The 25,929-nt window shown below is 57.2% G+C and carries 31 protein-coding genes and 1 pseudogene; 4 read left to right on the top strand and 28 right to left on the bottom strand.

All coding sequences use genetic code 11. The features are described from left to right. Positions 1-95: 95 nt before the first annotated feature. Positions 96-278: pseudogene (locus HNP33_RS10415) on the top strand (low affinity iron permease family protein); the annotation flags it as partial. Positions 279-730: 452 nt separating this feature from the next. On the opposite strand, the gene HNP33_RS10410 reads toward HNP33_RS10415, so the two are convergent. Continuing rightward, the gene (locus HNP33_RS10410; RefSeq protein WP_184708073.1) at positions 731-1,180 is read right to left on the bottom strand and encodes a hypothetical protein; all 450 of its coding nucleotides are present in this window, start codon (positions 1,178-1,180) and stop codon (positions 731-733) included. A 1,230-nt stretch (positions 1,181-2,410) separates the two neighbouring features. Here HNP33_RS10410 and HNP33_RS10405 point away from each other — a divergent pair. The 3 genes from HNP33_RS10405 to HNP33_RS10395 all read left to right on the top strand — a co-directional run bounded on the left by HNP33_RS10405 (position 2,411) and on the right by HNP33_RS10395 (position 5,288). Then, positions 2,411-3,772, top strand: coding sequence for a DUF6923 family protein (locus tag HNP33_RS10405; RefSeq protein ID WP_184708071.1), 1,362 nt, complete (start codon positions 2,411-2,413; stop codon positions 3,770-3,772). Between the two features lie 182 nt (positions 3,773-3,954). Then, entirely contained in the window at positions 3,955-4,236 is a 282-nt protein-coding gene (locus HNP33_RS10400) for an XRE family transcriptional regulator (protein WP_184708069.1), read from the top strand. 266 nt (positions 4,237-4,502) lie between these two features. Further along, entirely contained in the window at positions 4,503-5,288 is a 786-nt protein-coding gene (locus HNP33_RS10395) for a hypothetical protein (protein ID WP_184708067.1), read from the top strand. A gap of 76 nt (positions 5,289-5,364) precedes the next feature. Here HNP33_RS10395 and HNP33_RS10390 read toward each other — a convergent pair whose 3' ends face one another. The 27 genes from HNP33_RS10390 to HNP33_RS10260 all read right to left on the bottom strand — a co-directional run bounded on the left by HNP33_RS10390 (position 5,365) and on the right by HNP33_RS10260 (position 25,718). Next, entirely contained in the window at positions 5,365-5,808 is a 444-nt protein-coding gene (locus HNP33_RS10390) for an SRPBCC domain-containing protein (protein WP_184708065.1), read from the bottom strand. Between the two features lie 85 nt (positions 5,809-5,893). Next, entirely contained in the window at positions 5,894-6,433 is a 540-nt protein-coding gene (locus tag HNP33_RS10385; protein WP_184708063.1) for a hypothetical protein, read from the bottom strand. Between the two features lie 92 nt (positions 6,434-6,525). Beyond that, the gene (locus tag HNP33_RS10380) at positions 6,526-7,074 is read right to left on the bottom strand and encodes a glycoside hydrolase family protein (protein ID WP_184708061.1); all 549 of its coding nucleotides are present in this window, start codon (positions 7,072-7,074) and stop codon (positions 6,526-6,528) included. Continuing rightward, positions 7,071-7,313 carry a holin gene (locus tag HNP33_RS10375; protein WP_184708059.1) on the bottom strand — a complete coding sequence of 81 codons (243 nt, stop codon included), beginning with the start codon at positions 7,311-7,313 and terminating at the stop codon, positions 7,071-7,073. Before HNP33_RS10375 ends, HNP33_RS10380 begins: the two co-directional genes overlap by 4 nt. A 68-nt stretch (positions 7,314-7,381) precedes the next feature. Beyond that, positions 7,382-7,921: a hypothetical protein gene (locus HNP33_RS10370; RefSeq protein ID WP_184708057.1), complete on the bottom strand. Its 540-nt coding sequence runs from the start codon at positions 7,919-7,921 to the stop codon at positions 7,382-7,384. A gap of 8 nt (positions 7,922-7,929) precedes the next feature. After that, positions 7,930-8,628, bottom strand: a complete 699-nt coding sequence (locus HNP33_RS10365; protein WP_184708055.1) for a hypothetical protein — start codon at positions 8,626-8,628, stop codon at positions 7,930-7,932. Further along, the gene (locus HNP33_RS10360) at positions 8,625-9,581 is read right to left on the bottom strand and encodes a hypothetical protein (protein WP_184708054.1); all 957 of its coding nucleotides are present in this window, start codon (positions 9,579-9,581) and stop codon (positions 8,625-8,627) included. The genes HNP33_RS10365 and HNP33_RS10360 overlap by 4 nt, the downstream gene beginning before the upstream one ends. Further along, positions 9,578-10,477 (bottom strand): hypothetical protein, encoded by a 900-nt coding sequence (locus HNP33_RS10355; protein ID WP_184708052.1) that lies wholly within the window; start codon positions 10,475-10,477, stop codon positions 9,578-9,580. Before HNP33_RS10355 ends, HNP33_RS10360 begins: the two co-directional genes overlap by 4 nt. Beyond that, positions 10,474-14,910 (bottom strand): hypothetical protein, encoded by a 4,437-nt coding sequence (locus tag HNP33_RS10350; RefSeq protein WP_184708050.1) that lies wholly within the window; start codon positions 14,908-14,910, stop codon positions 10,474-10,476. The genes HNP33_RS10355 and HNP33_RS10350 overlap by 4 nt, the downstream gene beginning before the upstream one ends. 77 nt (positions 14,911-14,987) lie before the next feature. Beyond that, on the bottom strand, positions 14,988-15,341 hold the full coding sequence (locus HNP33_RS10345; protein WP_184708048.1) for a hypothetical protein: 354 nt from the start codon (positions 15,339-15,341) through the stop codon (positions 14,988-14,990). Positions 15,342-15,378: 37 nt separating this feature from the next. Beyond that, positions 15,379-15,738 carry a phage tail assembly chaperone gene (locus HNP33_RS10340; RefSeq protein ID WP_184708046.1) on the bottom strand — a complete coding sequence of 120 codons (360 nt, stop codon included), beginning with the start codon at positions 15,736-15,738 and terminating at the stop codon, positions 15,379-15,381. A 77-nt stretch (positions 15,739-15,815) separates the two neighbouring features. After that, complete coding sequence (locus HNP33_RS10335; RefSeq protein ID WP_184708044.1) at positions 15,816-16,250, bottom strand: hypothetical protein; 435 nt, start codon at positions 16,248-16,250, stop codon at positions 15,816-15,818. Between the two features lie 122 nt (positions 16,251-16,372). Next, entirely contained in the window at positions 16,373-16,840 is a 468-nt protein-coding gene (locus HNP33_RS10330; RefSeq protein ID WP_184708042.1) for a phage tail tube protein, read from the bottom strand. Between the two features lie 68 nt (positions 16,841-16,908). Beyond that, a complete protein-coding gene (gp17, locus tag HNP33_RS10325) occupies positions 16,909-17,325 on the bottom strand; it encodes a tail completion protein gp17 (protein ID WP_184708040.1) in 417 nt (138 codons plus the stop codon). Continuing rightward, positions 17,322-17,900 (bottom strand): HK97-gp10 family putative phage morphogenesis protein, encoded by a 579-nt coding sequence (locus tag HNP33_RS10320; protein WP_184708038.1) that lies wholly within the window; start codon positions 17,898-17,900, stop codon positions 17,322-17,324. The genes gp17 and HNP33_RS10320 overlap by 4 nt, the downstream gene beginning before the upstream one ends. Then, entirely contained in the window at positions 17,881-18,261 is a 381-nt protein-coding gene (locus HNP33_RS10315) for a head-tail adaptor protein (protein WP_184708036.1), read from the bottom strand. The genes HNP33_RS10320 and HNP33_RS10315 overlap by 20 nt, the downstream gene beginning before the upstream one ends. A gap of 2 nt (positions 18,262-18,263) precedes the next feature. Further along, positions 18,264-18,590: a head-tail connector protein gene (locus HNP33_RS10310; protein WP_184708034.1), complete on the bottom strand. Its 327-nt coding sequence runs from the start codon at positions 18,588-18,590 to the stop codon at positions 18,264-18,266. Then, positions 18,587-18,775, bottom strand: coding sequence for a hypothetical protein (locus HNP33_RS10305; protein WP_184708032.1), 189 nt, complete (start codon positions 18,773-18,775; stop codon positions 18,587-18,589). The genes HNP33_RS10310 and HNP33_RS10305 overlap by 4 nt, the downstream gene beginning before the upstream one ends. 51 nt (positions 18,776-18,826) lie before the next feature. Next, positions 18,827-20,050 (bottom strand): phage major capsid protein, encoded by a 1,224-nt coding sequence (locus HNP33_RS10300; RefSeq protein WP_184708030.1) that lies wholly within the window; start codon positions 20,048-20,050, stop codon positions 18,827-18,829. A gap of 63 nt (positions 20,051-20,113) precedes the next feature. Next, complete coding sequence (locus tag HNP33_RS10295; RefSeq protein ID WP_184708028.1) at positions 20,114-20,962, bottom strand: head maturation protease, ClpP-related; 849 nt, start codon at positions 20,960-20,962, stop codon at positions 20,114-20,116. 2 nt (positions 20,963-20,964) lie between these two features. Continuing rightward, on the bottom strand, positions 20,965-22,230 hold the full coding sequence (locus HNP33_RS10290) for a phage portal protein (protein ID WP_184708026.1): 1,266 nt from the start codon (positions 22,228-22,230) through the stop codon (positions 20,965-20,967). Beyond that, positions 22,227-23,978, bottom strand: coding sequence for a terminase large subunit (locus tag HNP33_RS10285; RefSeq protein WP_184708024.1), 1,752 nt, complete (start codon positions 23,976-23,978; stop codon positions 22,227-22,229). Before HNP33_RS10285 ends, HNP33_RS10290 begins: the two co-directional genes overlap by 4 nt. Then, the gene (locus HNP33_RS10280) at positions 23,938-24,360 is read right to left on the bottom strand and encodes a hypothetical protein (protein WP_184708022.1); all 423 of its coding nucleotides are present in this window, start codon (positions 24,358-24,360) and stop codon (positions 23,938-23,940) included. Before HNP33_RS10280 ends, HNP33_RS10285 begins: the two co-directional genes overlap by 41 nt. A 441-nt stretch (positions 24,361-24,801) precedes the next feature. Next, on the bottom strand, positions 24,802-25,125 hold the full coding sequence (locus HNP33_RS10275; RefSeq protein WP_184708020.1) for an HNH endonuclease: 324 nt from the start codon (positions 25,123-25,125) through the stop codon (positions 24,802-24,804). After that, positions 25,070-25,315 (bottom strand): hypothetical protein, encoded by a 246-nt coding sequence (locus tag HNP33_RS10270; RefSeq protein WP_184708097.1) that lies wholly within the window; start codon positions 25,313-25,315, stop codon positions 25,070-25,072. The genes HNP33_RS10275 and HNP33_RS10270 overlap by 56 nt, the downstream gene beginning before the upstream one ends. Continuing rightward, positions 25,312-25,554, bottom strand: a complete 243-nt coding sequence (locus HNP33_RS10265; protein WP_184708018.1) for a hypothetical protein — start codon at positions 25,552-25,554, stop codon at positions 25,312-25,314. The genes HNP33_RS10270 and HNP33_RS10265 overlap by 4 nt, the downstream gene beginning before the upstream one ends. After that, positions 25,551-25,718, bottom strand: coding sequence for a hypothetical protein (locus tag HNP33_RS10260; protein WP_184708016.1), 168 nt, complete (start codon positions 25,716-25,718; stop codon positions 25,551-25,553). The genes HNP33_RS10265 and HNP33_RS10260 overlap by 4 nt, the downstream gene beginning before the upstream one ends. Positions 25,719-25,929: the final 211 nt, after the last annotated feature.

Here is a 25,929-nt window from a genome sequence, read left to right as displayed (position 1 = left end):
TCACCGAGCTGGGCACGCCCCAAACGGTGGCCGTGGCATAACTACGTCTGGGGTTTGGGGAGACTCAGTCTCAAACCGATTTATGCAACAAAGCCTTTCTGATCCAATCCACGCAGAACAGCGATACCGAGGCAATCCAGATCAAGCTGGATGAACTCATCCGCGCCATTGAACCCGCGCGCAATCGGATGCTGTCGCTCGAAGAATTGGACGAATCAGAACTGGACGAGCTGCGCAAAGAATTCGACGAGCTAGCAAAGAAGGCTAGGCAGGCGTAGAGTAATTGGCCCCGAATTCGAGACGTTTTTACTAGAGCTGGGATTGCGTTCCGATAGCACCGATAGGTGTAAAGGAGGAGGGCGGGATAACCGCAGAAGGCTTCAAAGTAATGCTGGCATTGCCAGATGAAGAAAAACCCCTGAATGCGAACACTCAGGGGTTTGATTCTTGGCGGAAACGGAGGGATTCGAACCCTAGAGAGTGAGTTTTAGAGCGTACCTTAGCGGCTTTTTCAGAGGGATGCTATCCGCCCAGGTACGCTGGAATTGGCTCATTTGGGGGCAGATTTAGGGATGGCGCACGCTGGGCCAGCAGCATTGCAGTACGTCAGTGCCACCCGCCAGCGGCTCCAGCGCCAGGCTATCGCCGCTCCGGCGCGGCGCCAGAACGAGGCGCCTGCCGCCCTAGCTCTACAGGCTCCTACTCTTCAATATTCTGAGTGGAAAAACTCCTACTCAATACATCCCATCGGCTTAGAAACTTCTACCTCTGAAGAATCATATTCAACACGCGAAATAATCTGCATTTGGCACGTTGCTCTATGACCACTTGCTTTGAGTTCATAGATCCCTCCTGCTTCTGGCGTAAATTTCGCATTGTGAACGCAAGCAAAACCATCATTTGCCATTAGCATTACAAGATTAATCTCTCGATCAGCATTTACCCATAACCCATCAGGATTTATGTCTTCAACCATCGGATTGCCGCGTGAGATGGCAATAGCTCTTTTTGCGCCTTGATACTTCTCGCCACATTTTACATTTCCATCCACCACATCCACAACCGTAACTACAGATATTATATTTGATGTTTTTATATTTGTGTTCAGTCTTGCACGAGGCTCATCTGATTTGGGCTCGACATATCGCTCTTTGATAGCACATCCAGATGAAAAAAACACTATCGCAATAAATGAAAGGACTCTTATTATATACATAATTTAACAAATACTCTGTGAAATATACTACACGATCCAATACCGCTCGTGCGGAAACTTACGTTAGTGAGCAGACAGTTTACTTTCCGGCCATTATTTAGCCCATAATTTTATTGCAGGCTTTTCAGAACTGAGCGCTGCTTCATAGGCTACAGCCCGACTTAGATGCCGAAACCGTTGCAAATTTGCCGCAAATTGTGGAGCCTTGTTCAGCGCTTAACTGATCAACTCTATCTTGCCAAAGGGTGCAAATGCCCAACCCAGCCAGAACTGTGGCTCCAAAGATTCCCCACTGCACAGCCCCTTTTGCTGGGTTGGACCCACTCTGGCCGGGCGATTCCTGCAGCGCACCTGCTGCGGAGATTGGCGAGCAAGTGGCCGGCGGACGAAAGGGGCTTCGGCAGGTTCAGCCGACGCTGGCCTGCAGCCGCCGCCCGATGTTGATTTTTCGCAGCTGCGTTGTAGGCGGGGAAATCAGCAACAAGGGGTGTCGAGTCAGGCTCGACAGTGCTAGTTTGCGATTCTGTGCAAGCTGATGAAGTTGGCCAACGCCGCGAAAACCTCGGACTGTCAACCCAGAACAGGGCTTTGTCAATCTAGAACGCGGTTTTGTCAACCTTCACCCCCAGAACTGCCCATGCAGCAGCTTGAGCTGGGAGGCCAGCATCTCCGGGTCGTGCTGCATGTGCTGGACAGACGTTGTTCCGATGCTCAAACGACCAGGCCAGCTATAGAAGGTGCGGGACGCTGGCAACATCTGAGCGATAGCCGTGAACGATTCTTCGCCATGAGATGCAGCCCGACCCTAAAATGCGCGGGCTCATCTTAACCGTGGTGATACATCTCCACTCATAGATTTAAATGAAGTGCACGCGAATTACCAATCCAAAGCTAGTTCGTTCTAAAAATATGATAAAACCTATCAAAACAGGCTATCAATAGCCTCGTTAAATTAAAAATAGCAAACGTATTTCAAATTACCCAAAAAACAACATTTCCGAGACAATAGAGGAAAAAATAACACCTCTTCATTTGATACTTGACGACGCTTAGCCTGTATGGCATTGTCGACTTCAGGGCGTTGTGTAGAGATGTAAATTAATCTCTAACTATCGAAAATTAGAATTCGATATCTAATTTTGATAAAAAACCCTAATTAACACCCTAGGCTCAAATTACTAAGGATTATTTCATATGCCTTTGCTTAAAGCGCTGCCTTCAAAAAATTCATTTTTTTATATTCCTTCGAACTTAGAGAATTCTTCAAGCAATAACAAGTCATTCAAGCACCTGCTTATCTCAGCGGCTTTGGTGCTGTCTACGGTGCCCATGGCGCAGGCTGCCTGTGATGGCCGACTTTTCCTGTCGCAGGATGCACCCACTGCGCTGAACAGCGTGTCTACGAATACAAACCCGATGCTATTTACGGGCATTGGGGCGACTGCAGCGGTTTCCTATAACGCATTGGGCTTTTCTCCCACCGCTAGCGTTCTGTATGCCATGCGGACAGATAGTAATGGAAACCATCTACTAAGCGTCGATCAAGGCACGGGGGCTGTTAGCGACATGGGTGCCGTTACAGGACTGCCCGCGACGCCGGTTTATAACTCGGGTACGGTGGGCAGCAATGGCGTCTACTATGTCAAACCTTTTGGCAACACTTCGGTGATTTATGCCATTGACACGGGTGCCATGACTGCCACAGCCATCAATTTGAGCGTGGCATTTACAGCATCGGACATCGCCTGGGTAGGCGGTGCTTCGGGAGGCTTGTATTCTGTTTCTGACACAGGCCAGTTATACGGGATCAATGTTGCTGACGGAACTGTCGCTACATTGGGTGCGCCAGACGCCACAGGTGGTGTGCTTGGAGCACAGTTCGGCGGCACCAATGGTATGTTTGGCTCGGCAAATAATGGCAGCGGTTTTTACCAGATCAATCTGGTCACAGGTGTCAAAACCCTCATTGCTGGCTCACCCGGATCGGGCACCAATGATGGCGCTAATTGCCCTGATGCTCCCATCCAGTTCCCTGCAGATTTGAGCATCACCAAAACCAACAGCCAAACCAACTATGTGCCGGGAACCAATGTCGTCTACACCATTACGGTACGCAACAACGGTCCTTTCACTGCTATCGGTGCCAAGGTGACGGATGTATTGCCCAGTGGCATTAGCACCGCCACCTGGTCCTGCAGTGCTTCGGCCGGTGGAAGCTGCACGGCAAATGGCGCAGGCGGCATTGATGACACTATCAATCTTGCTGTGAATGCGACTGTGACCTATACGCTGACCATGGCCATTCCAGCCAGTTTCACGGGGAATTTGGTGAATACTGCAACCGTGGAGGCCGATGGATCCAGTGCAAGCGCAGTCAATACAAATCCAGATCCTGACCCGTCAAATGACACTGCAACGGATACCGATCCCCCCGCCACTGTTCCGCCAGTTGCGACCGCCACGCCCGTTCCAACGTTGGGAGCGTTTGGCTTACTGGCTCTCTCAGGAGTGGTTGCCGGTTCAATAGGCCTCATGCGCCGACGGAAATCGAGCTGATCTGTGAGCCCTCTTCGGAGGGCTTTTTTACGTCTTGTTAACCGAGAGCACCACTGGATGCCAGCAGCAGCAGGAGCTACAGCGATGGCCGGAATGATCGGCACAGCAGTAGCAATGGCCAAGATGTTTATCTAAGCCAAGGCCCGAAAGGGCCTTTGTTCTCCCAGAGCAGAGAGCCGCTCATGATCGAATACACCCCACCTTCAACCGCGGACTTGGCCAAGCTGAAAGACCAGCTCGGGCTAACTGGCGAACAGATGGCCGACTTGGCCAGCGTTGCCGGTGGCCAGCAGTGGCGCAAGTACACGGGCGGCGCAGAGCCGCGCAACCTGGGAATTCACATCTGTTTTCTCATGGCCGCACGCTTGGCACTGTCGCCGGAGGAGTTGGCCAAGGTCACAGCCAAGATGCGCGAGATGGGCGCGGACGTTGAAGCAATCAACCCCGTGCAAACTGCAAACTGACCGCACAAACGAAAAAGAGCCTCCCTGGTGCCATTTACGGCACCTGGGAGGCTCGTTCTATTTCGGCAGCATTGACAGCAGTTGCAGAGGGGCTAATTCACACCCACGCCCAATGCCCTTTCCTCCTCAAGAAAACAACAACAAGAAAAATTCCAAGCCGTTGCAGCTAGCGGAGGCGAGTTTCATCATAGTTACATCATATGATATTCACGGCTTTTGATAGCAAAAGTCAATCATCCAAATAACATAGTAGTAATGGAGTGTTAATGCGTGTCATCAAATTTTTAAAGAGCGCTTTTGTAGGCTTGAGTCTGGCTGTTGGCATTTCACAATTCGCGGCTGCGCAGGTAGGTGCAGGCACCTATACGGGCACCTATTCAGGCGCTGATCGCGGCAGCATCTCCATCACCATTGATCAGTACGGGGCAGTAAGTTGCACTCTCTCTAGTGCAGCAGGCAACGGCACGTACACCGGCAAAGGCGGCGTTGTTTCCCAGTCACCATTTATTTTCACTTGCGACCAGCACAATTTCCCCAATTATTTATCAGTAACTGGAAATGGCACAGCTGGAGAGACCCTCTCGGGTCAATATCTTGTAAGAGCGACAACTTCAACCAGCTCTCTGCAGGGGAATTTCTCGGTATCTTTTTCTGGGTCTGGCAATGGCGGCTCCAACACATTGAGTCCGCAAGCTATATCAGGGCTGTGGTATGACCCTGCGTTCAGTGGCACAGGCTTTAACTTTCTTGCGGCAAACAACGGCTTTTTTGCAACCTACTATGGACGCGATGCTGGTGGTAGCCCACTTTGGCTCATTTCAATAGAAGTTCCTGTCGGTAGCCTCAAGACCAATACCGAGTACACCACAGTCTTAGGAACCACCATAAATGGCACATTCTCTTCGCCGTCGTACCAAGTGGCTGAATGGGGGCAGTTGACTGTGAAATTCGACAGTTGCACAAGTGCCAAGGCCACCCTGTCGGGCAAGGATGGAACGCAAAATCTGAACTTGCAGCGCCTGGGCGGCATTGCTGGTGTAACGGGCTGCTAATTCAAAAGCGACACCAAAAAGCAAAAAAGCCTCCCCTGTGCCGTAGTGGCGCCGGGGAGGCTTTTTATTGAGTCGTTTAGCTGCTAACTGCTTCTGCTCTTTTTTTCATGGCAAGGTTCATCGCCTCAAAGCCAGCTTTAGTTCCTTTGTCTAGGGAGTCACGAAACAATGAGACGAGAACTCCTGAAAATTGCTCCCCTTGAGTAAACCTTGTCCCTCCGCCAGCGATCGGCTCAAGTTTGAAGTAGTGCTCGCCATCAAAGAGGCCTTTGATCAATAATTTTCCCAGCCAGCGAAACTCACCAGTGGGGGTGTTTCGTAAAACGGTAGGCCGAAATGTCATAGCGCGCCCACCTTCCGGTTGAATTTTGACCTCCAGGACCTGCCCCTCTGAGGACGCTCCCTCAAGCGAACAAATAAAGGGGTTCCACTCTGGGTAACGCGCAAAGTCCATCAGGATCTCCCAGACTCGCTCTGGCGATGCAGATATTGAGATGGAAGTAACCAAGTTGTGTTTCATACGACCAGCCTAGACCAAAGGCTCAATATAGCAAACACACAAGACGGAACGCGTGCAAATTGGCAAATCAGGGCGCCATCGACCATTAGCTCCCCCTGCAGGCCTGATCGCCCTCATCACCATTCAACCCGCGCTCGATGTTCACTTGGTCGCACAGCGCCGCTACTTCGGCGTCTCGCTGTTTAAGAGCGCCTCCGAGTTCCGCGACCACTCCGACGCCCTCTGCAAGCTGGCGGTCGAGGGCTGAGGCTTTATCTGCAAGAGCGCGGCGGGCAGTGGCGTCGGCTTCGGCTTGCGCGCGATAAGTGGCGGCTCGGCTGTCGGCGCTGAGCTGCAGCCTGTGAGCGCGCTCAAGCTCAGAGCGCACATCAACAGCAATGCCAGTTTTGAGTGCTGCCAGGCGGTCGGCGTTGTAGATCGTGTCTTGTGCATGTTTGCTCTCCAGTTGGGCAGTGTTGGATTCATTGGCCCGGGCGGCTTCTGCGCGGGTGGCCACGCCCTGGGCCTGCTCGGTCTTGCAGTCGGCTACTTTGGATGTGCCACGCCAGCCGTTGACTGCCCAGCCACCACCAAACGACAAAGCGGCCACCAGGGCCGCTATTGCTAGTTGAATCTGCAGGGTCATGGCTCACCTCATGAGGAAATGCAGGAAGATCCAGAACGCTCCCCACAGCGGCGCACCAGCAAGACAGGCGATAAATGCGAAGAATAGGAGCATTACAAGCCCTCCAGGCACAAGGCGCGCTCAGCTTGGCGGCGGTTCTGCAGGCCTTGCACATACTTTCCGCCAGCGTTTGACCAGTTGGGCGCACCAGAAGGCGTGCGGGCGATCAGATTGCAGCCTTGCACGATCTGGCCAGCGTTGATGCTCCGGACGGCCTGGGAGCCGCAAGCGCCCTCCTTGCCCACGTTGATAGCGAACATGGTCAACCCGATCAAGCGCTTGGCCGTCAGGTAGTCCCAGTTGGCGCACCCCAGCATGGCAAAGCCATACTCCAGCAGTGTTGCCTTGTTCACTGCCCGGCACTGGTCGTCAGTGAGCTTATCGCCCACATTGGCTTTCCAGTCGGTACGGCCAGCGCAGTAGGTAGGGATGCCGTGCGCCAGGTTGTCCGCGTACACCTGTTTGATGTTGCCTTCCCAACGCTCCAATGTGGTGTACGCCAGGGGGCTGGTCAGCGCGGCCAGCAGAGCTGCGGGAATCACCCCCTTGCGCGCAAGAGAAGCCGGAATGCTCGGCTCTTTTGGAATCAATGCATCTGTCATAGCTCATCCCATCCCGTACCAAACTTGTGTTGCATGCGCGCTTCCATCTCGCGCGCCTCTCGCCGGTCTTTGCGCCAGGACCAATACTGGCTACAGGCCCAGCCCAGAACACCGATCAGCAAACCGCCGATCACACCCCACTCGGACACTGTGAGCCCGCTCACAAATGCCCCTGTTGCCCCGCCATAGGCTGCGGCCTTGCCCGCGACAATCGCGCCGTTTTCTGCACCATTGCTCATGCGCGCCCCTCTCAGAAATGAAAAAACCCGCTGGGCGAACCATGCGGGTGTGTGTTGTGTGTGACAGGTCAAAGCGCCTGGGCGAAGTCGAAAAGATCAGGCATTTCCGCCTCTGTCAGCCCCAGTGCCTGGGAGAGCATCCCTACTGTCTGGCTGTCCGACTCGATGGCCGCAGCGCCATCCCAGTCAACCCGGGCCATGTAGCGCTGGGTTTCGTCTGGAATGGCGTTGATCACCGCATCGATCTGATCCGCCTTAATCCCTTTTCGCAAGAACAAGGCCAAAAGCACCTGCCGCTTGGTGACTGTGATCCGAGCGGCATCCTTCGCGGCTTGCTCCGCTGCTGCTTGCTCAGCCACGCGCTGCTCAAGCTCGGATTCGGTCAGCGCAACTTTGCGCCATTGCTGCTGCCATTCACCATTAATCAGTTTGGGCTTGGCTTCAATCAGCTTGTGCGTTTCCGCGTTGCAGGCGGGCTGAGGTTGGTCCACTACCTTGGCGTATTGCTCAAGAGGAGCAAATGGCTCAGGAAAGACCGTCATCGGGTGCCGCTGCATGATTTCTGCCTGCGTGAGGCCCCATTCCTGGGTCGTTGTGTCGATGTACATATCAATCCCTAATTAGTTGCATTGCCCAGCCGTGTCCCCGTAGCGAGCCATGTCACCAGGCTGTTTCCGTCCACATAGGCTCCCGCTGCAGCGCCATTACCAGCTACGCCGTCCGATTGCGATTCAAAAGTGCCGGTGGTGGAGCCATAGCTGCCATCGGCGCCTCGCATGCCGATAGCCCCGCCGTCTCCGCCGCGCCCGCCCGTGGCGGTGCCTTGGGTAGTGCCACCGATGGCGGGCCCGCCCACGGTCTGCGAAGTCCCAGTATTGCCAGACGTTTGGCTCACAAGTATCGGCGTGCCCGAAGTGTTGAAGCCCGCGCCATCTCCACCGGCACCGCCGTTGCCGGTAGCGGAGTAGCTTGTCCCTCGGAAGATCGATTTCCAGGCACCTCCACCGCCTTTACCTCCCCCTCCAAAAATGGTTCCGTAGTTGTAGATACGAATGCGGGTGCGTGTGTAGAGACCAGTTCCGCTATTGAATACACCCCCAATCCGACCCTTGTTGATGATCGTCAGGCAATCATGGGGAATGCCAGTGATGTTGAGCGAAGCAACATCCACCCCGGCATTGATCGTGCAGATGATTTGGCTGTAGCCATTCCACCCGCGTGCACGAGCCAGAGCCGCAATATCTGGGCTGCGGACGGTTGCAGCAATCGTGACAGCAACAAGTCCGCCACCTAAAAGCAAGCGCCGCGCGGTCATCCTGGGAACTTCCCTGCAATGGAGCAGTACCAGGTACTGTCATATTTCGCCGTAAATATGAGCATCAGCATTTCTCCATTGGCAACAGTGGGAAGGCTGGCACCGATAGGCAGTGCGATATTCGCTCCGAGGCTTATCGTGTAGCTCCCCTGCATGTGGGCGCACAAAGTCACTTGATCACCCGCAGTGCGTGCAGCAGGCAGGTTGATCGTTGTTGACGCCGTGATACCCATTTGATGTACGGTAGCTTCTGCCGGGTTCAGCGTGTAGGTGCTGGTCGATATGGAGCCGCCTTTCGTCGATTCAATCAGCGTTCTATCAGTTAAAACCCGATGCCATGGCCCCCACGCGGCCGAGTCGCGCTGACGCTCATAAATCCAACCCTGGATTGGAGTAGCTAATGTCTGCGACGCGCGCTGCGTTACTTGGCCTAATTCCTGGCTGCCAAACGTAAAAACATTCCACCAATTGGTTGTTACATGCCCGGGCGGCCAATCGGCACCAACGCCAGAAGAGTCGTAGTAGGCGGCCCACTGCCCCAGGGGCGCATTGGCCATCAGCTGCGATTTGTTGCGTGCGGCGCCGATGCTGGTCTCCACCAGGCCCGTAATCACACCCGTCTTGCCATTCACAGACGCGACTGGCCCGGCCTGAATGGCATCCTTGGCGGCGAGAATGTCGGCAACAGTCTGGTTGACCGCAACAACAGAATCAGAGGCATTCTGCGCATAGTCATGCGCTTGGCCTGCACTGTGATCTGCAGCCTGGGCAAGCTCATAGGTTGCTTGTGCGTTCTGGCGGTTGTCGGCCGCTTGGTTGTTGTTGTCGCTCACCCAGTTGTCGTACCAGAGGGCAAGATTCTTGGCCTTTTCATCAAAGACCGCAGGAGGGTCGCCGTCCAGTGGTGCAGGAGGCATATTGCGCACAGGGCGCGGATTAACAATAGCAGTCATGATGCGCTTTGCACTCTCAAATCAACCACCGAATGATCGAAATACACTACCTTGATATTGGCCGTGGCCACACCAAAGGTATTCAGTGATTCAATATCGGATGAGCCAATAAAAAAGGTCGGCTTGGCCGACCTGTCCTGAATGAATTTCGTGAATCCATCGATCTCCCGTCGCATGATGGGAATAGACATCGTGGTTTCTCGAATGACCTGCCTGGGAATGAGCTTCAAATTGCCATATTCATCTCGTTTCTTGACCGAGTAATCCTCGAATTCGATTGCAGCCCCAAGCTCTACACACATCCCCCATTCTTGGACTGAGCCCGCAATGAGGTGCGTGATTTTCATGCCAGCCGATCCTGCAATGTCCACCGTGATAGTGGCCTGCGGATAATCCGGCAAATCAGTGAAGTAGCCCAAAATGCCGGTTGCTTCACGCGGCCCGTAATGCCAGAGATACCAGCTTGACCGGGTGATAGAGCGGCCGACATTCATTGACTTCTTGTAGACCTCTCCCGCCGTGGGATCAGTCACCGTCACCGTCACTCTTTGAACATCTTCCAGCCCAATGGCTGCCACCGCGCCGCAGGTCTGGCCAAACCGAAAGGTGTAGCTCAGATTCGATGCGCCAATGGTTGGCTTGGAGGTCATCGCATCAAAAAGTGACCATGTATTTGTGGGGTATACCGGCACCCAGACAGTGCCACTGTCTGGAGGCGGAACCGTGCCGTTTGTTGCAGCGCCATTCTTGTAAACAATATGGGCATATCTAACAAGAGAGCCAGCCGGGTAGTTGAATCCAGAAACCCATGCGGGTGCTGAATCCTCTACTGGTGGCTGGCTCAATAGATTTGCATCGTTGATTACAAATGGCTTAACAGTTTTTAAGCCTGTCAATTTGCCTCCGCTTCTGCCTGTTGGGCCAGGCGTTTAGTGGAACGGTCGATATTGCCAAGTGAGGTCAGCTCGCTCTCTCCAAGCGATCTCTGATCCTTGCGCAGCATTTCAACCTCCGAGCGCAGCGCCCGCACCTCCGTTACCAGCACAGGGTTATCGCTCGACGATTGCAGGGCGCCCGAAAAGGCCGCGCTGCCAGTCGTTTGAATCACCCGGCCGGCAGCGGCAGATGCTGCTTCCGCGATCTGCTGGTTGCCAATATCGACCCCGTACTTGCCTGCCAGGTAGTCGCGGGTATCGGTCAGCGATGCCAGCCATTCGGCTTGCTTGAGGTACACATCGGCTTGCGACGATGCGTTTGCCTTGGCAAGAGATTCGAGGTTGCGGATGATCGAGGGCAGCTCATCGGCTGCATCCTGATCGCCTGCCCTCGCCTGCGCAGTCTTGATCGCAAACATGGCCTCGTAGTACGCGGTGCCTTGGTCTTGACTGCCGCCCAGCAGCTCGCCGCGCAGCCGGTTCATCTCACCCAGCAGCGAATCAATGGTCTTTCTCCACTGATCCGCCAGCTTCTTGGCCGCGTCTGCCGCAGAATCCGCCGCTTTCGCAGAGGAGTCGTAGGCGCTGGTAACGTTCTGGATCGCAGGGCGATAGGTCGTCATGACAGGAATCGACTTGCCAATGTCGTTGCCCAGGTCGCTCACGATGCCAAGCACCTTCTCCATGGCTTCCTTGAAAGCCGGATCATTGAGCAAGGCATTGAGCGCATCGGCTGCCGCCGTGGCATTGGCCACCATCGAATCGATGGCAGCGCCCGACACGGCCGCAGACACAGAGGAGCCCGTCATTGCGGCAGTCACCACCGGGGTGATCACACCATCAATGATCGAGTTCATGACAATCGTCAGCGCTTGACCGTAGATAGCTTGCTCGAAGCCCGAGGCAATCGTGTCGGCCAGCCACTGGCCAGCCTGAGCGCCCCGGCCCTCGTTCACTTCCTTGATGAAGCCATCCACCAGGCCATCGATAGACAACCCCAGGGTAGAGACGGTTTCCGCGCGGATGCGCGCGATCTCCTCCAGCTTTTCAACCATGGCCTGCGCCGCAGCATCAGCGCCCTGCGTGAAGGCGTCCACGCCAGCGGCAAAGTCGTCGGCAAACTGCAGCAGCCACGCAATCAGCGCCTCATCCTTGGCAGCAATGGCCTGATCCATCAGCGCGCGATACTTCGCCTTGGCGTCGGCATCACTCGTCCGCAGATCAAGGCCCATTTCCTCCATGCTCTTATCGACCTGGGAGGTCATGCGGGCCATCTTCTCCGCATCGGAGTAGTACAGGTTGAAGTAGGTGCTGGCAGCCGTAGAAAGCGCCTCCAGGCCGCCCACGGCATCAACCAGGCTACTTGCCCAGTCTGCGCCAGCAAGCGACGTTTCTACCAGGGTCGCCCCCAGCAGATCGAAGACACCATTCACACCCACCAGGCTCGAAGACAAGCGGCCCAGGGCTTGCACAGCGGTTTCACCCTCGCGGACGTATTCGCTCATCACCCAAACCTGCTCTGTGACCGTTTCCGTCACCTCCTTGCCCACCCGGACGAATCGATCCGTGTCCCCGCCATCGTTGACCTGTACGGTTTCCCAGATCATCGTCGTGACTTCACGGGTCTTTTCCTCCCAGGTGCCCAGCACCAAGCGGGCCATTTCCTCATTGGCCTGTGCAAGCGCCTCCTGAATCTTGGCTGCCGCCTCCTCCTGGGTCAGCCCAGTAAGCTCCAGGCCCTTCCCCCCCGTGTCCGGATGGATCTCATCCAGGCCCAGTGCAACCTTCATCTCGCGGATGGCATCACCATCCAGGCCCAGAGAATCGGCTTGTTTTGCCGTGTTCTCGCGCATAGCGGTGAAAGCGTCTTGCAGGATCTTGATCGGGCCTTGAGAGCCGTCAATCGCCGCCCCATAGTTGCGCTCCAAAACGTCCAGCTTGTTGTACAGCTCCTGCAGCTCTTGGTCGCGCCGGGCATTGCCGCGCTCACCATAGGCTGTATAGGGATTGTTGGTCTTCAAGGCCTCGATCTGGGCCTTGGTTTCCTTGATCTCCTTTTCAGCAATGACGTAGCGGTAATCCGGGCCGTCGAACAAGCCGCCGCTCTCGCGCATCAGCTGGTAGCCGTACAGGTCGCCGCCAAGGTCGCCGGTAATGCCCGTGCCGACCATCTTTTCGTCTTTGAACATGCCACCCAGGTAGGCTGCGATCATTGGGATAGCGATAGCCACCCCTGCCCAACCCATGCCCCCTTGCGCCCACATGCCCCCAGCAGCGCCCGGCGCAGGTGCGCCCAAGCCGCCTGTAACCGGCATAGTCACAGCGCCAGAAGTTTGAACCCCGGCTGTACCCCATGGAACACCACCACCAAAGAGGCCCGTGAAGTATTCTGAGACGTTGCTGACAAACCCCTTGCCGCTAAACAGGTTGTAGAGGCTGGAGCCATTGCTAAACATGCTGGTGATCTGTCCGAAGATGCCACCAGTGCCCTTGCCAAGAATGGCCTCGGCCGCGCTTGCAGCAGCAGAAGATCCGCCCCCAAAGAGCGATGCACCAATGTTGATGATCCATTTGCGAATGGTCATCTGGTACAGAACGTCCAGCACCGCTGACTTGAGCGTTTGGCCCAGGCGCTTAAACGATCCTGCGCCGTCCTCAAAGACATTTGTCCAGGTGGCGTGCGCGGTGTCGTCAATGCTCTGGAAGAAGCTTGTCCATTCCCCTTTCTGGGTCTGCACCAGCTCGGCTGCATTCTCTGCAACCTCCTTTTCTTCCAGCAGCTCGTTGCGCTCCCTGAGCTGCTTGATCTGCTCTTGCAGCGCCTCGATCATCATCGTGTCGTACAACTCGAATGATTTCTTGGCCTGTAAATCGGCAAGCTCCTTTTCCTTTGCAACTACGATTTGCTCCCGGCGCAAGCGCAGGATGATTTCCTGCTCCTTCTTGCTCTTGCCAATCAGCGCAATCTCGTCACGCAGTTGCTTGTTCTCCGACTCCAGGGAGGTGGCCGCGTTAAAGGTTGCATCCACGGCTTTGGCTCGTTCATCGCGCCATGCCTTGCGGGCAGCAGTTTCCTCCTCGATGGCCTTCTTCATGAAAGGCTGTTGAGCAAGAAGATTGGCTTGGGCTTCAATCAGCTGCTCAACACTGATCTCGCCTTCTTTGCGAAGCAAGTTGAGTTCGTTCCATTTCTTCTGGAAGTCCTTATCAAGCCCAGCGTCTTGCGAGGTCAGGCCGTCATAGAGCTTTTTGGCCTCTGCAACTTGCTTTGCGTGTGCTGTCGCAGCCTTGGCGCCAGCATCTGCCGCGCTCTTTGCTGCTGCCTCTCGCGCCTTCTGTTCGCCCAGCAGATCGCGGTTTGACTTGGTGACCTGGGCAGCAGCTTCCACGGCCGCATTACCCTCCTCGCTCCAAGCGCGGGAGATGGCGGCGCCACTGGCTGCCCAGCCAGCAGACACATCCGCCTTGAAGTCGGTCATGATGTTGCGCGCGCCTTCGAGGTCGCCGCGCAGCACGGCCATGACGGCCGCAGCCGCCGCGCCCACAGTCTTGCCCACGGTATTGAATACCTCGGCCACACCCCAGCCCACGGAATACAGGCCCTTCAAGGCCGTGGCCAGCACATCAGCGATGCTCGAAAGCCGGTCGCCTGCCGTCATCGACTCCAGAAAGGAGCCGGTCAAGCTGTTCAATGTGGGCAGCAGCTTGGCAGAGGCGCGCATACCCACGCCCTCAATGCCCAGTTGCAGCAGCTCCAGGGTGTCATTGAATTGGCCGGCCTTCGCCGCCGTCTCGTTCTCGATGACAATTCCCAGCTTTTCGGACAGCTCGGTCAGCTCTTGAATGCCTTCCGACCCGCTGCTGAGCAGGGGCACCATTTCAGCGCCCGACTTACCGAAGATCTCCATGGCCAGGGAGGTCTTGCTTGCGCCATCCTCCAGGCCCTTGAACTTGTCAGCGATCTCGAACAATACGGATGTGGTACTGCGCAGGCTGCCATCTGTGTTCTTCGCATTGACGCCCAGGGCGCGCAAGCCCACATTGCCGTCGCTCATCTCCTTGGAGAGCTTGGCCAAACTGGAAGCCATGGCATCGTTACCCAGCCCCGCCTGTGCATAGGCCAGCCGTAGCTGTGACAACTCCTTGGCGGACACGCCGACACGCCCCGACATTTCATCAAAGGCATCAGCGGTATCGATTGCTTTCTTGATGAACCCGGTAAAGGCGGTGACAGACAGGGCTACGCCAATGGCGCCCAGGGCCTTGCCTGCCAGGTCTGCAGCTTGGATCATCTGGTCGGTGGCGCCCTTGACCATCCCAACGCCTTGATCCAATTGCTTCTTGAGTTCGGCCATGTTGGCCAACATCTGAATTTCGAGTGAGCCTGCAATCATGGCGAGTCCAAAAATAGAAAAGGCCCGCCGAAGCGAGCCCAGGAATGAGAAAACCACCCGAAGGTGGTTTGTGTGAATTACTTTATTGATCTGACAAGTTCATGGCAAAGGCTGGGGGCTAACGTCTTGTACAACCCCTCCCCATCTGGCTCGGCCAAAGCGGCTAACTCACCAGACACCACAAATGGACGATAGCCGACATATGCCCCAAAGGCATTTTTTGCATTTACTTCACCGCAAACGGAAACCCTGCCTTTGCCGGTTTTCGACTTGTAGACGCCAAGATTGCGAAAATTTGCACTCTCTGGGTCTTTGAAGTCCTTTGATACTTCAGCCTTTGCTTTGGCTACCAGGGCGTTGTAGTTCTCACCCTTGGCCAAAGCCGTCATAGAAACACCTGCGAGCACCAAGCCGATGAAAACAGTTCGCATATCCCCTCCACGAATCAAAGGGGTATGCTACCAAATGCTAACGCCCTCTCAGAACATCCTTGATGTGGGAGGCAAGCTTTGTCTGATCAACTGCGACAACCTCCGGCGTCCAGGGTGCGGGCCGCTGCGGGCTCTCTGCAGCACTTACCTCTGAGGCAAACTCTGTTGACATCTTCCGGATCAATGTCACCTCCCAAGGCTTGAGCTGCACCCCGTGCAATTTTGACCAGGAATATATCTCGGTGAAGCTGAGCCGGACAGGGCCGGCCATTCCAGGCTCAATGAAGTCCAAAGACAGCATGTAGTCGATGAAATAGCCAGCCTCCGGCGACAAAGGCGGGTAGAACACTTCGGAGCCCTTCTCCTCGGCTTGCTTGGCGCGGCTGGGAAGTTTCACCTCCTTCTTAGCCTTGCCAACCTTGTCTACGCGCTTTTGCGATGCATTCCACCAGGCAAGCTGGCGGACATACAGAATCAGCTCTTCACCGAGTTCTGCGTAAAATTTGACCAGTCCTTGACAAATTCAGCCACCTGATCGGCCACAAAGCCAATGCTGGTGTCGCCATAAACGGCCAGGGCCAGTTCGCGGCCTGAAGTGATGCCTTCATAGTCCAGGTTCTCAAAGCTGTGGGTGATCTCGGCCAGGTAATGCACCTGCTCCTTTTGCTTTTCTTCCGCAGTCTGCTCGAACTTGCCCCCGCGCTTTTGCAGGCGCTGGATGGCGCGATTGTTGACCTTGGTCTGAGCCGCTTGGTACTCCTTGGAGCCGGGGCCGTACACGTTCACGCCCACGGGCAGCTTTTCCGCACCCTTCTTGTCAGGCTCGGTGTACATCAGATTTTCTTGCGCATCCTTCAGATGCAGGAACGAGGTAGGCGAAACGGCTTTGGATTTGATATTGAGAGTCATGTGAATTTCCTATAGCGGAGAGAAAATGCGCCCGTGCGCAACCGCCCGCCCCGCTATAAGGAGCGAAGCGGCTGCGTCGGCGCTGGGGAGGCCTTACGGCCAATTGGGGTGATGGGAGGGGATCAGGGAGCCAGAACTTCCACGATGCCCACGCCGTCCGAGCTGGTTGTCAGTTCCAGCTGAACCGACGCGGAGCGGATCGAGTCCACAGTTCCGATTGCCTTCTCAAACGACATGACCTGAGCTTGGAAGTAGTCAATGTCGCCGCCTTGGTACTCGACCTTGAACGAGTAGTCGGCGTCGTCATCCACGGCTGCACTCAGGACAATCTGCCCCGGATCCTTGCTGTTGATGGCAAGCTGCAGCGTCTTCTGGCCCTCGTTGAAAGAGCCCTTTTTCTTCTGCGTGCCACGGTTATCGATGGGCTGGTGCGTCACACCCGCGTAAACGCGGCCATGGTTGCCACCATCGGTGATTTCGCCAATCTTCTTGAAATCGACGATTGCCGCATAGCCCGCAGCGTCGAACGTCGCGGGGGTATTGGCGGAAATGCTGATTTTTGTACCAGCAACGGTTTCTACTCCAGACATAGGAGTTTCCTCTCTTCAAAAGAAAAGGCCCGCATTGCGGGCCCTTGGGTTAAGCCGTTGCCGGCCATTCATCGATCACGTTTTGACGTGACCATAAAGTCGATGGTTCGCCCGAAAATCCCCGCGTCCTCGTTATCGAGGTCGGGGCCGATACCGGCGTGGCGGACGTTGTGAACCGTCATGCCATTGACCAGGCCGCGCTTGTTCTCGCAGGCCTTACGCACAGCGCCTATCAGCAGCTCCTTGGTCGGGTAGTCCTTGGCAGACACAGTGACCTGCACCCGCCCGGTTTCTATGACCGTGGATTCGTCGCCGCTCAAAGTGGCGCGGTCGTTGTCGCTCACGTTGCTGAGCGCCAGCGCGGGCAGAGAGGAGGCCTGGGGGATTGAGCCCAGGTAGTACCGATTGACCGGCACCAGGGCCGTCATGGCGGCGTCTGCCTTGAGCAAAGCCATCACAACCTTGATTGCATTGGGTGCGCTCATTCGTCCCCCTCTTCCTCTCGGATGGACACATCAGAGGTATCCAGGCCGTGCTTGCTGGCCAAGCGCTTTTTCATGTACTCGGCTGCCGCCACGATGGCTTCGCCCGACTTGGCATCGAGCGCCGGCCGCATGAAGGGCTGAGGCTTCGCGCCAGGGTGGGCCGTGGAAGCGCCCGCAAAGTTCTCGCCGATCTTGAGCGATCCGCTTTTGGCCTTGTCGTTCAAAGTGGCCACACTGACCGCCTTCACGCCGCCTCGGGTCAAGCGCTTGGGCGCATCTTCTGGGTTGACGCTGATCCAGTGCGCCCCCGTGCCGTACTCCACCCAGCGGGCATAGAACACGTTGGTAATGAGCCTTGCTGTCACAGTGCCCTGCTTGTTGCGCGTGGACACCTTGAGGCTCTTCTTCAGGTCGCCTGAATCCACGGGCACACGCCGCAAAGCCTCCTCCTCCAGCACCTTGGCACCAGCGCGCAGTGCGCCGCGCATGACGTTGCGCTCGATCTTCTCGGGAAGCTGCTGCATCAGAAGCGCCAGCTCCTTGAGGCCAGTGACCTTAACCCCCGCTGCTGCCATCGTCCGCCCTCCCGTAGTTCTTGACCAGCAGTTCGATCCCGTCACGCCGGCCCAGCTCGGCAGGCCCGGCCACGATCTCGCACACCCGGTCAGGCTCGCCATCTACGCCCACGATCACCAGGCGCATATCCGGCCGGATGCCCGCCAGGTAGCGCATCCGAACACGCGCGGGCCGCTCTCGGATCTCAACCCCTTGCTGCACCACTTCGCTCTTGGAGGGGAGCGTGTGTTGCACCTGGGCCCAGCCCGTGGCCACTTCGCGCCAATCCTTGATTTCGGTGTTGTAGTCGGGGTCGTGTCCGATGACCTCAAAGGCCAGGAGTCGGAATTCCTTGTCCAGATCGCCAGCAAGTAGCCGCATGGTTACACCCCCAGGCCTACCCGGTCAGGCCACAAAATCCGCTCTGCGCGGGTCATTGCCGCCGCCGTGGGCTGATCGCCCCGGTTGTCGTAACGGTCGCTGGCGATCTCCAGCACAGCAGCCCGGAATTGGGCATTGGCCAACATGGGCAGGTTGCCCGCTTCGCCGCTGGCCAGGGCCGCATCAAGCGCTGCCTGATCTGCGAACACCTTGCGGTTGAGAAACTTTTCAGCCAGGCCCTCGGCAGCCTCTACCAGCACTGTCAGCAAAGCATCGTCCGATGCGCTGGCCCTGCAGTAGCGCCGCGCAAGTTCCAGGCTGGTGATCATGGTTTCGCCGCTTTCTTGGCTTCCGCCTTGGTTTCTTGCTTGGCCGGAGGTTTACCTGTGGCCTCCTTCACCTTGTCCGCGCCGTGGACGCGCACCAGCTCGCGGAAATGGCTCTCGGTGGTCTCGAACTCCGTCGCCACCCTTCCGCCGATGTACAGCGGAATAGTCGATTCAACTTGGATCATGTGTATCTCCTGAGAGAACAGGGCCAGGCCAGAAGACCCGGCCCCATTTCATTACGGTGCTGCTACGGGCAGGCTACCGAAGATGAAGGCTTCAGGGCGATACACAGCCAGGGCCGCGCGCTCTTCGCAACGGATCGAGATCAGGTTTTTCTCGAAGTCGTCCGCGTTCTCGGTGGAGACAACCACATTGGCGTCTTCACGGTCGAACAGTTGCGCGCCATCGCGGAATGCGCCGGTCAGGAACTTGCCCAAGAACGCCGCAATTTCGGTTTCCACCACGGGCAGGCCCCACATGGAAGGTGCTGCCGTGCCCTGGGGATTGCCGATGATGTAGCGGCCCAGATCGTCCTTGAGCAGCTCGATCTTGGCCCAGTCCATGAAGTGCAGCACATGGCCCGATGCGGGAACGCGCGCCAGTTGCGCCTGCAGCATGGCCCAGCGCATCGTATCGATGGCCGTGGCGCCAGCAGGGATGCCAGCCGCATCGTAGGCGGTTGCCTGCGGGATGATGCCGTGCAGATGCGCGCCCGTGCCGTCGCCAAACAGGATTTCCTGCTCTTCCACGTACTTGAGGCCATATCGCATTTCCTTGTCGATCAGGCTTTGCAGCTGGGCAAAGTCGTCCAGGATCTGCTTGGAGGCCTTGAACATGTGCGCGATGGTCGTAACCGGCGTGAGCTTGTTGGCAAACTCGATCTCGCTGTATGGCTTGGCCGTGCCTTCCGCAACCACCTTGGCGGCATTGGTGAAGCCCGTTTGCTGCACCCAGAAGATGGCCGAAGACTCAGTGCGGCCGGGCGAGATCAGGTCGCGGATGAACAGGCGCTGCTTGAGGCTCTCTTGCACGCCAGGCAAGCGCATCGGCTCGACCGTTCCAGCGGGAACACCAGTGGACAGCAAAGCGGCCTGTACAGGAATGGACACTCGGCCCTTCTGGTTGGCTTGCACGATGTCCTTGGCAAAGGCTGCCAGCTTGTCGCTCTTGGCCACGGTGGCGCCCAGGCTCAGCGCAGCAGCAGCGTCACCCAGATGGTTCTTGCCGGCGACAAGCTGCTCCACCTCTCCCAGTTGCGCCTTGAGCGCATCCGAGGTTTGGCGCAGCGTGTTCACTTCGGTGGCCATCTTGTCCACCGATTCCTTGGTTTCGGCGCTCATGTCGCCGGCCTTCTTGGCCTCGGCAAAGGCCTTCTCTGCCTTCTGGCTGAATTCTCCGGAGGCCTTCTCCAGGGTTGCATTCACCTGCGTGAGCAGGTCCTTTACAGACATATCAGACATTTTTTGTCCCTTTACAAATAGAAAAGCCGCCCTTGAGGCGGCCGTTGGTTTGCATGTGATGGCTTAGGCTCGCGCCGCCGCCCCGAAGTTCGCGGTAAGCGACAGGAGGTGCGCGGCATCTGCCGCCGAAAAGGCAGCGCTCGGCGTGCCATCTTGGACAGCGCCAGGCGTGCCCTTGATCTCTTGAATGAGGCTGCGGCGCTCGGTGCGCGACATGCCTGCTTTTGCCAGGGTCGAATCCAGGCGATGGATGGCAGAGGCCTTGGCCCCCTTCCCTTCCTCGATCTGGTCCGCTGGCGTGAAGTTGTCCGCAAAGCCCTGATCCACGGCCGATGTGCCATTGATCCAGGTTTCTGCATCCATCATGGTTTGCACCTGCTTGAGGTCCAGGCCCGTGCGCGCAACGTACATCTGGGCCATGACCTCATCGAACTCATCGTTCTGCGCGGCAATGTTGCGCAGGTCATTGGCATTGCCAACGGCCAGGCACCAGCAGTTGTGAATCATGAAGAAGGCGGATTTGGCAATCTGCACCTCATCCCCGGCCATGGCCGCGACGGAGGCAGCAGAAGCCGCCATGCCCAGCACGCGGACAGTTACCCGCCCTTCGTACTCGCGCAGCATGTTGTAAATGGCGATGCCATGAAACAGGCTGCCGCCTGGGCTGTTGATGTACACCGTCACATCGGCGCCGCCCAGGCTGCGCAGGATGCCTGCGCACTTGGCATCGGTGAAGCCCGAGCCGTCCCAGTCCTCCCCGATCACATCGAAGATGCTGATGGAGGCCTCACCATTCGCGTTCTTGGCCTGTATGCCGCGGTTCCACCGCGCCATGACCGACTCTGGCACCTCGAAGCGCGCTTTGGCGTTCAGGTTATCCGCCCGCAGTGCAGGCAAGTTCTTTTTGTTCATCATCAACCTTTCGAGTCATCCTCGAAACCGAGGAGATTGCGCATTGCCGCGCGGACCTGCTGAAGCTCTGTCGCTGTGCCAATGGAGTCCAGCGTTGTCATTGCCGACTGCACAGTGAGCACCGCAGCATTGCCGCCCATTGGTTCCCGGTCTTCCAGCTCCCGCACCTCGTCACGGGTAAGAATCCCGTTGTTGACCATGGCGGCATAGAAGGCCGCGCGCCCCGCCGTATCGGCCCGCAGCAGGCCTTCAACCGCAAACTTGGGGTAGTAGCGCTGCCGCTCGGCAGGGCTCAGCAGGTCCTTGACGATGGATTGCTCAATGCGGCGCAGCCAGGGGCCCAGCGTGAAGGTGAGGAACCCGATCATTTGCTGCTCGATGCCCGTCCCCCAACTGGTGGATTTCTCCGTGTGTCCTACCATCCAGGGAGGGACGCGGAACCAACGGCAGATTTCTTCCACACTGAAGCCACGCGACTCCAGCAGTTGGGCGTCGGCCGGATTTATACCTACTGCACCAACATCGATGCCGCCCTCCAGCACCGGCACCTCTCCGCGCTCGACCGAGCCAACGTACTCCTTCTTGAATTCCTGTCGCTGCTCTGGCGTGAGCCACTTTTCCACCTTGTAGTAAAGCGTCTGCAGCAGGCCAGTCTTAAAAGTTTTACCCGCTGCTTCATCAGCCGCCAGCGCATTGCCGAAAACCTGGGCGCCGTACTCGATCACCGAAACCCCGTTTTTCCCATCCAGGGAGAATCCCGGGATGTGCCAGATCCGGTCATTGGGGATGATCCGCTGCGTGCCGTTCTCTTCCGTGTAGCGGTATTCCTTGCTGCCATCACTGCGGCGCGTCAAGGTCAGCCTATTGGGCGCCAGGAACTTGAGCCCCACAATGCGCGGGCCAATCATTAGCTTTTCAGCGTTGGCGCCGTCACGCAAGAGCATGGCCGCAACCACCGCCTCCCAGAACACGGATGCGGTGCTGTCGGCGTTCGGCTGCGCATGGATGATGCGGTGCAACCAGTGGTCAGGCGCGGCCCTCTTGCCCGTGGCGGTGCGCTCGTTCATCCCGAGCGGGAGCGTTGCAATGGTCTCGGAGATCAGCCGCGTACAGGCCCACACCGTGGACAGGCGCAGTAGCTTCTGGTCGGTCAGCACCGCACCACTGACATGAATCACTGTGCCGGCGCCTCCGCCGCCACTGGGCAGAAGCCAACCGAGCACAGTGGCTCGAACTCGCCCGAGCGCTGTTCTCATTGGATTTTTCATCGTCCTGCCTTAATTCCACCCTTGAGAAAACCATCCATGTCACCCTCTGTCACAGCGGTCAGGCTCGCGCCCGTTGCCATCAGGAGAGCTGCCATGTCATCGATCTTCTCGGTTGATTTGCGCTTGTCGGGCGCGTTGTTCAAGTTCTGATCCTGCCTCGCCACCAGGTTCGAGGCATTCCAGTTCAAAACCGGGTCATTGCCGTGAGCCAGCCGACCAGCCAGGTAGTGCAGCTCTAGATCCTGCATTGCAGGGTGGTAGCTCTGCGGGCCTTGCCGGAATAGCTCCATTGGGACGCCGGCTTGCTTTAGCCGCTGCGTGAGCTGCGGGGCGTTCCAGTTGTCATAGGCCAGCAGCCGCAGATTGAAGGTCTCATTCACCTCCAGAACCTTGGCCTCAATAGGCGCATAGTCGATTACCTCTTCCCCGCACTCGATCAAAAGCCCAGCCTCAACCCAGGCCTGATAGGGCACCAGGCCACGCGCCACGCGCCTGCGCGTTGCAGCAGGCGGCACCCAGCGCCAGCCATAGGTATAAAGCCAATCCTCCAGACGCCACACCAGGCGAAATGAGGTCAAGTCGTTGGTGCTCGACAGGTCAAGACCGCCCCAGCAAGGCACCGAGCGCAGCAGCTCCAGATCAACCAGGCCCTTGCACTCGCGCCATTTGGTGAGGTTCACCCAGCCGCCCGCCACCGATGAAGGCCGGTTCAAGCGCTTGATCTTGAATTCGCCGTGCGTGCCGGGCTTCTCCCGCGCCTCGATGGCAGCCTTGCGAATCTCATCCTTGAGAATCGGGTTCACATCCATGAGCGGGTTGGCCTTGGGCCATGCCGACTCATCAAAATCATCATCTGCAACCGTCCCGAGGTCTTCGTCCTTCTCGTCCACCGCGTAGTAGATCGCCAGGAAGTGATCTGCAAGCACGATGCCGCGCAGCACCTTCTTGGCAAATTCGCGCTCTTCTGCCCATGGGCCAGGGCTGCTATAGCCCTCGGTCGTGAGGAACAGGAAAAGGACGTTTGCCCGGGCGCCAGCAGCCGACACCAGGACGTTGAGCAAGTCATGGTCCTTGTGCGCGTGTATCTCATCGAGGATCACGCAAGAAGGGTTCAGGCCATCCTGCGTGCTTGCCTTGGCATTGATCGGCTTGTATGTGCCGCCGTTGTTGATGCTGGCAATCGCATTGGCGAATGGCACCAGGCCGAACGCCTCGCGCAGGTCGGAGGTCTTCTCCACCATCCGCTTGGCCACGTTGAACACAATCCGCGCCTGCTGGCCAGTGGTAGCGCCGGTGATGATCTGGGGTCCGTTCTCGCCTTCGCAGTTCTGGCAGTACAGCCCGACGATTGCCGCCAGCGTAGATTTCGCATTCTTGCGTGCGACCGCAAACAAGGCCTTTGAGAATCTGCGCGTACCGTCCGGTTTGCGGAACCCGAAGAGCTGCACCAGGAAGAAAACATGCGATTCGTGCAAGACGATGGTCGGCGTCTCCCAAACCCCCTCTACGTGAGGCAGCTTTTCTGCGAAGTCGCATACATCGTTGGCATGCCAAACATCGAAGTAGAACGGGGCTCCCTTCGTCTTGGCGCGCTCCAGGTCATCAAGAAAGCGCTTGGCAGCCAGACGAATCCAGATGCCGAAGCGCTTGCGGTTCTTGGGGTCCAGGGCCTTCTTTGCGTAGGCCTTGGCAATCGCCACATAGTCTTTATCGTGCGTTTGCTCGCTTTCCGTTTTTTGCGAAGGCATTTGTTGTCGGCCCTTCCCCCATTGGCTTTACCTTGCCCTGGGCTACCGGCGTCAGGCCGAAGTCGTTTATCAGGTTGCGGAGCTGGCCAACCATCGAGGCATTGGGCGCCTCGCCGGCTGCGTAGAGCTGCACGGTCTTGCCATGCAGCGCACACAGATGGCCGAGCGCCTGTAGGCCCGCCTCCGTCAGCAGTTTGTTTGCCACCAGGATCGGCGCCAGCCGGTCCCACTCCTTAAACGCATGTGCGTTGGGCAGCCAGTCGGGAGCCTCCGGAACATCGGAGATGATCGGCAGGTCCAGGACGTTTTCAGGTGCGCGGTCTTTGCGCTCCGTGCCTGCGATCGCTTTGAGACGGGCAGGCTTCTTTGCGGGTCCAGGCATGAAGCACCTCCCCTCCAAAATTGAAATTTCTATCTTGACTGTGCAAAAAAAGTGGTCCCGTGTCGGTACTAGCTGGAAGCGGCCTAGACTTTTTCCACGCCCCTCCCGTCGTGATCGATGAGAATCAATCTCGTTTGACCCGCCTCGGCTCTGCCTGATTGCGAATCGCTCTCAGTCGTCAAGCCCCGGGCAGTTCGCGCCTCACATGCCGATCGAATGCTCGTAGCAGGTCGTCCACCTCACCCAGCACCTTGAGACCCTTATCAAAGTCTTGCCGCGTTGCCTCGGTCGGTATGCCTGCAGCCTGGGACCTATCCCGGTGGAAGGTCGCGCACGCTATCCGCTCCTCTGCGTGTCGTGTCACCCACTCGGGCAAGCCATGATCTACACAGCGGCGCAGTCTTGCGCTCACGTTACGCTTCAGCTCAGCGAATGCCATGCTCACTCCTCTATCGGGTAGCCGTCCACTCCGACGCGCACAGCGGGCCTGTATCCCTTCTGCAGGGTCGTCAGCTTTTTGTGGCAGTCTCGGTTCACTGACCGCAGGTTGCTTGGATCATCCGGGTTGCCTTGCGCCTTGCCCGACTTGAACCAGGCCTTTGGCTTGATGTGATCCACCTCATGGGCTGGCAGTGGCTGGCCCCCTGCTCTCCTGCAGTCAGGGCACTGGCAGAGGTGGCCGTCACGCTCCAGGATCTGCAGGCGCAACCTATCCCACTCCGCGCCGTATCCCCGCGCGTGTCTGCTTGTCTTGCTCCAGACCATTGGTAATCCTTGTTGCTGCCTGGGTCAGTGCTCGACTCAGGCCAGCCCATGCCTCACATGCTTTGTGCGCAGCTTGTTTGAAGCGAGAGACAAGTGCGTTGCAGGCATTGCGTGTGTTGGTGATCGGGCGTCCGGCTATCTGGTAGCCCATCTGCCGGTAGATGCGGCGCTTCTTGGTGCGCATGTTCATGGCAGCCTCCCGTAGCAGTGGAACAAGCAAGGCTTGATGCCTCCGCCATAGATCGGGTGGATTGCATCGAAGTGGATGGTCTCTCGTTCGACCGAGCCCTTGTGATTCAGTCGCAGCGGCTGCTTGGCCACCACTACCGATCTGGTCTCTGTGTTCACCATGAGAACCTGCTTGAGCTGCTTCTTGGTGTCAACATCAAATACCGTTGCGCGGTCAACATTGCGTGGGGTGAATTTCATCGGACCTCCTGCACGTCAACCTTGAGCGCCTTGCTCACCAGCCAGTCGATAGCTCCCTGATTCGGAGGCTGACCAGCCAGCCAGCAGACGATGCCTACCAGGTACACAGATGGGAGCATCCACCAGGCGAATTGCGTTGATAGCCGCACGTTGACAGTGTTCATGACGCGCTCCAAAAGAAAAAGCCAGCACTTGGCTGGCCTTATGGGAAATGCATAGTTGCGATATCTACTATTCGAGCAGTCGTTTTCACCTATGAAAACATGACACTTGATAGATGATAGTTACATGTGCATGAAGGGTGAATATGAAAAGACGCTTGCAAATGGGATTGAGCACACTTGGCCTTGCTATCGGGCTGTCGGCAGTCTGTGT

Source organism: Comamonas odontotermitis, assembly GCF_014207855.1.
Classification (GTDB): Bacteria; Pseudomonadota; Gammaproteobacteria; order Burkholderiales; family Burkholderiaceae_C; genus Comamonas; species Comamonas odontotermitis_A.
The sequence above is the reverse complement of the archived record's forward strand: the minus strand, read 5'-3'. Positions and strand labels throughout refer to the sequence as shown.

What these genes read in the sequence shown, in the direction of transcription:
- HNP33_RS10405 (WP_184708071.1), top strand. Translation starts at nt 2,411, where the DNA reads ATGCCTTTGCTTAAAGCGCTGCCTTCAAAAAATTCATTTTTTTATATT.
- HNP33_RS10400 (WP_184708069.1), top strand. Translation starts at nt 3,955, where the DNA reads ATGATCGAATACACCCCACCTTCAACCGCGGACTTGGCCAAGCTGAAA.
- HNP33_RS10395 (WP_184708067.1), top strand. Translation starts at nt 4,503, where the DNA reads ATGCGTGTCATCAAATTTTTAAAGAGCGCTTTTGTAGGCTTGAGTCTG.
- HNP33_RS10390 (WP_184708065.1), bottom strand. Translation starts at nt 5,808, where the DNA reads ATGAAACACAACTTGGTTACTTCCATCTCAATATCTGCATCGCCAGAG.
- HNP33_RS10385 (WP_184708063.1), bottom strand. Translation starts at nt 6,433, where the DNA reads ATGACCCTGCAGATTCAACTAGCAATAGCGGCCCTGGTGGCCGCTTTG.
- HNP33_RS10380 (WP_184708061.1), bottom strand. Translation starts at nt 7,074, where the DNA reads ATGACAGATGCATTGATTCCAAAAGAGCCGAGCATTCCGGCTTCTCTT.
- HNP33_RS10375 (WP_184708059.1), bottom strand. Translation starts at nt 7,313, where the DNA reads ATGAGCAATGGTGCAGAAAACGGCGCGATTGTCGCGGGCAAGGCCGCA.
- HNP33_RS10370 (WP_184708057.1), bottom strand. Translation starts at nt 7,921, where the DNA reads ATGTACATCGACACAACGACCCAGGAATGGGGCCTCACGCAGGCAGAA.
- HNP33_RS10365 (WP_184708055.1), bottom strand. Translation starts at nt 8,628, where the DNA reads ATGACCGCGCGGCGCTTGCTTTTAGGTGGCGGACTTGTTGCTGTCACG.
- HNP33_RS10360 (WP_184708054.1), bottom strand. Translation starts at nt 9,581, where the DNA reads ATGACTGCTATTGTTAATCCGCGCCCTGTGCGCAATATGCCTCCTGCA.
- HNP33_RS10350 (WP_184708050.1), bottom strand. Translation starts at nt 14,910, where the DNA reads ATGATTGCAGGCTCACTCGAAATTCAGATGTTGGCCAACATGGCCGAA.
- HNP33_RS10345 (WP_184708048.1), bottom strand. Translation starts at nt 15,341, where the DNA reads ATGCGAACTGTTTTCATCGGCTTGGTGCTCGCAGGTGTTTCTATGACG.
- HNP33_RS10335 (WP_184708044.1), bottom strand. Translation starts at nt 16,250, where the DNA reads ATGACTCTCAATATCAAATCCAAAGCCGTTTCGCCTACCTCGTTCCTG.
- HNP33_RS10330 (WP_184708042.1), bottom strand. Translation starts at nt 16,840, where the DNA reads ATGTCTGGAGTAGAAACCGTTGCTGGTACAAAAATCAGCATTTCCGCC.
- gp17 (WP_184708040.1), bottom strand. Translation starts at nt 17,325, where the DNA reads ATGAGCGCACCCAATGCAATCAAGGTTGTGATGGCTTTGCTCAAGGCA.
- HNP33_RS10320 (WP_184708038.1), bottom strand. Translation starts at nt 17,900, where the DNA reads ATGGCAGCAGCGGGGGTTAAGGTCACTGGCCTCAAGGAGCTGGCGCTT.
- HNP33_RS10315 (WP_184708036.1), bottom strand. Translation starts at nt 18,261, where the DNA reads ATGCGGCTACTTGCTGGCGATCTGGACAAGGAATTCCGACTCCTGGCC.
- HNP33_RS10310 (WP_184708034.1), bottom strand. Translation starts at nt 18,590, where the DNA reads ATGATCACCAGCCTGGAACTTGCGCGGCGCTACTGCAGGGCCAGCGCA.
- HNP33_RS10305 (WP_184708032.1), bottom strand. Translation starts at nt 18,775, where the DNA reads ATGATCCAAGTTGAATCGACTATTCCGCTGTACATCGGCGGAAGGGTG.
- HNP33_RS10300 (WP_184708030.1), bottom strand. Translation starts at nt 20,050, where the DNA reads ATGTCTGATATGTCTGTAAAGGACCTGCTCACGCAGGTGAATGCAACC.
- HNP33_RS10295 (WP_184708028.1), bottom strand. Translation starts at nt 20,962, where the DNA reads ATGAACAAAAAGAACTTGCCTGCACTGCGGGCGGATAACCTGAACGCC.
- HNP33_RS10290 (WP_184708026.1), bottom strand. Translation starts at nt 22,230, where the DNA reads ATGAAAAATCCAATGAGAACAGCGCTCGGGCGAGTTCGAGCCACTGTG.
- HNP33_RS10285 (WP_184708024.1), bottom strand. Translation starts at nt 23,978, where the DNA reads ATGCCTTCGCAAAAAACGGAAAGCGAGCAAACGCACGATAAAGACTAT.
- HNP33_RS10280 (WP_184708022.1), bottom strand. Translation starts at nt 24,360, where the DNA reads ATGCCTGGACCCGCAAAGAAGCCTGCCCGTCTCAAAGCGATCGCAGGC.
- HNP33_RS10275 (WP_184708020.1), bottom strand. Translation starts at nt 25,125, where the DNA reads ATGGTCTGGAGCAAGACAAGCAGACACGCGCGGGGATACGGCGCGGAG.
- HNP33_RS10270 (WP_184708097.1), bottom strand. Translation starts at nt 25,315, where the DNA reads ATGAACATGCGCACCAAGAAGCGCCGCATCTACCGGCAGATGGGCTAC.
- HNP33_RS10265 (WP_184708018.1), bottom strand. Translation starts at nt 25,554, where the DNA reads ATGAAATTCACCCCACGCAATGTTGACCGCGCAACGGTATTTGATGTT.
- HNP33_RS10260 (WP_184708016.1), bottom strand. Translation starts at nt 25,718, where the DNA reads ATGAACACTGTCAACGTGCGGCTATCAACGCAATTCGCCTGGTGGATG.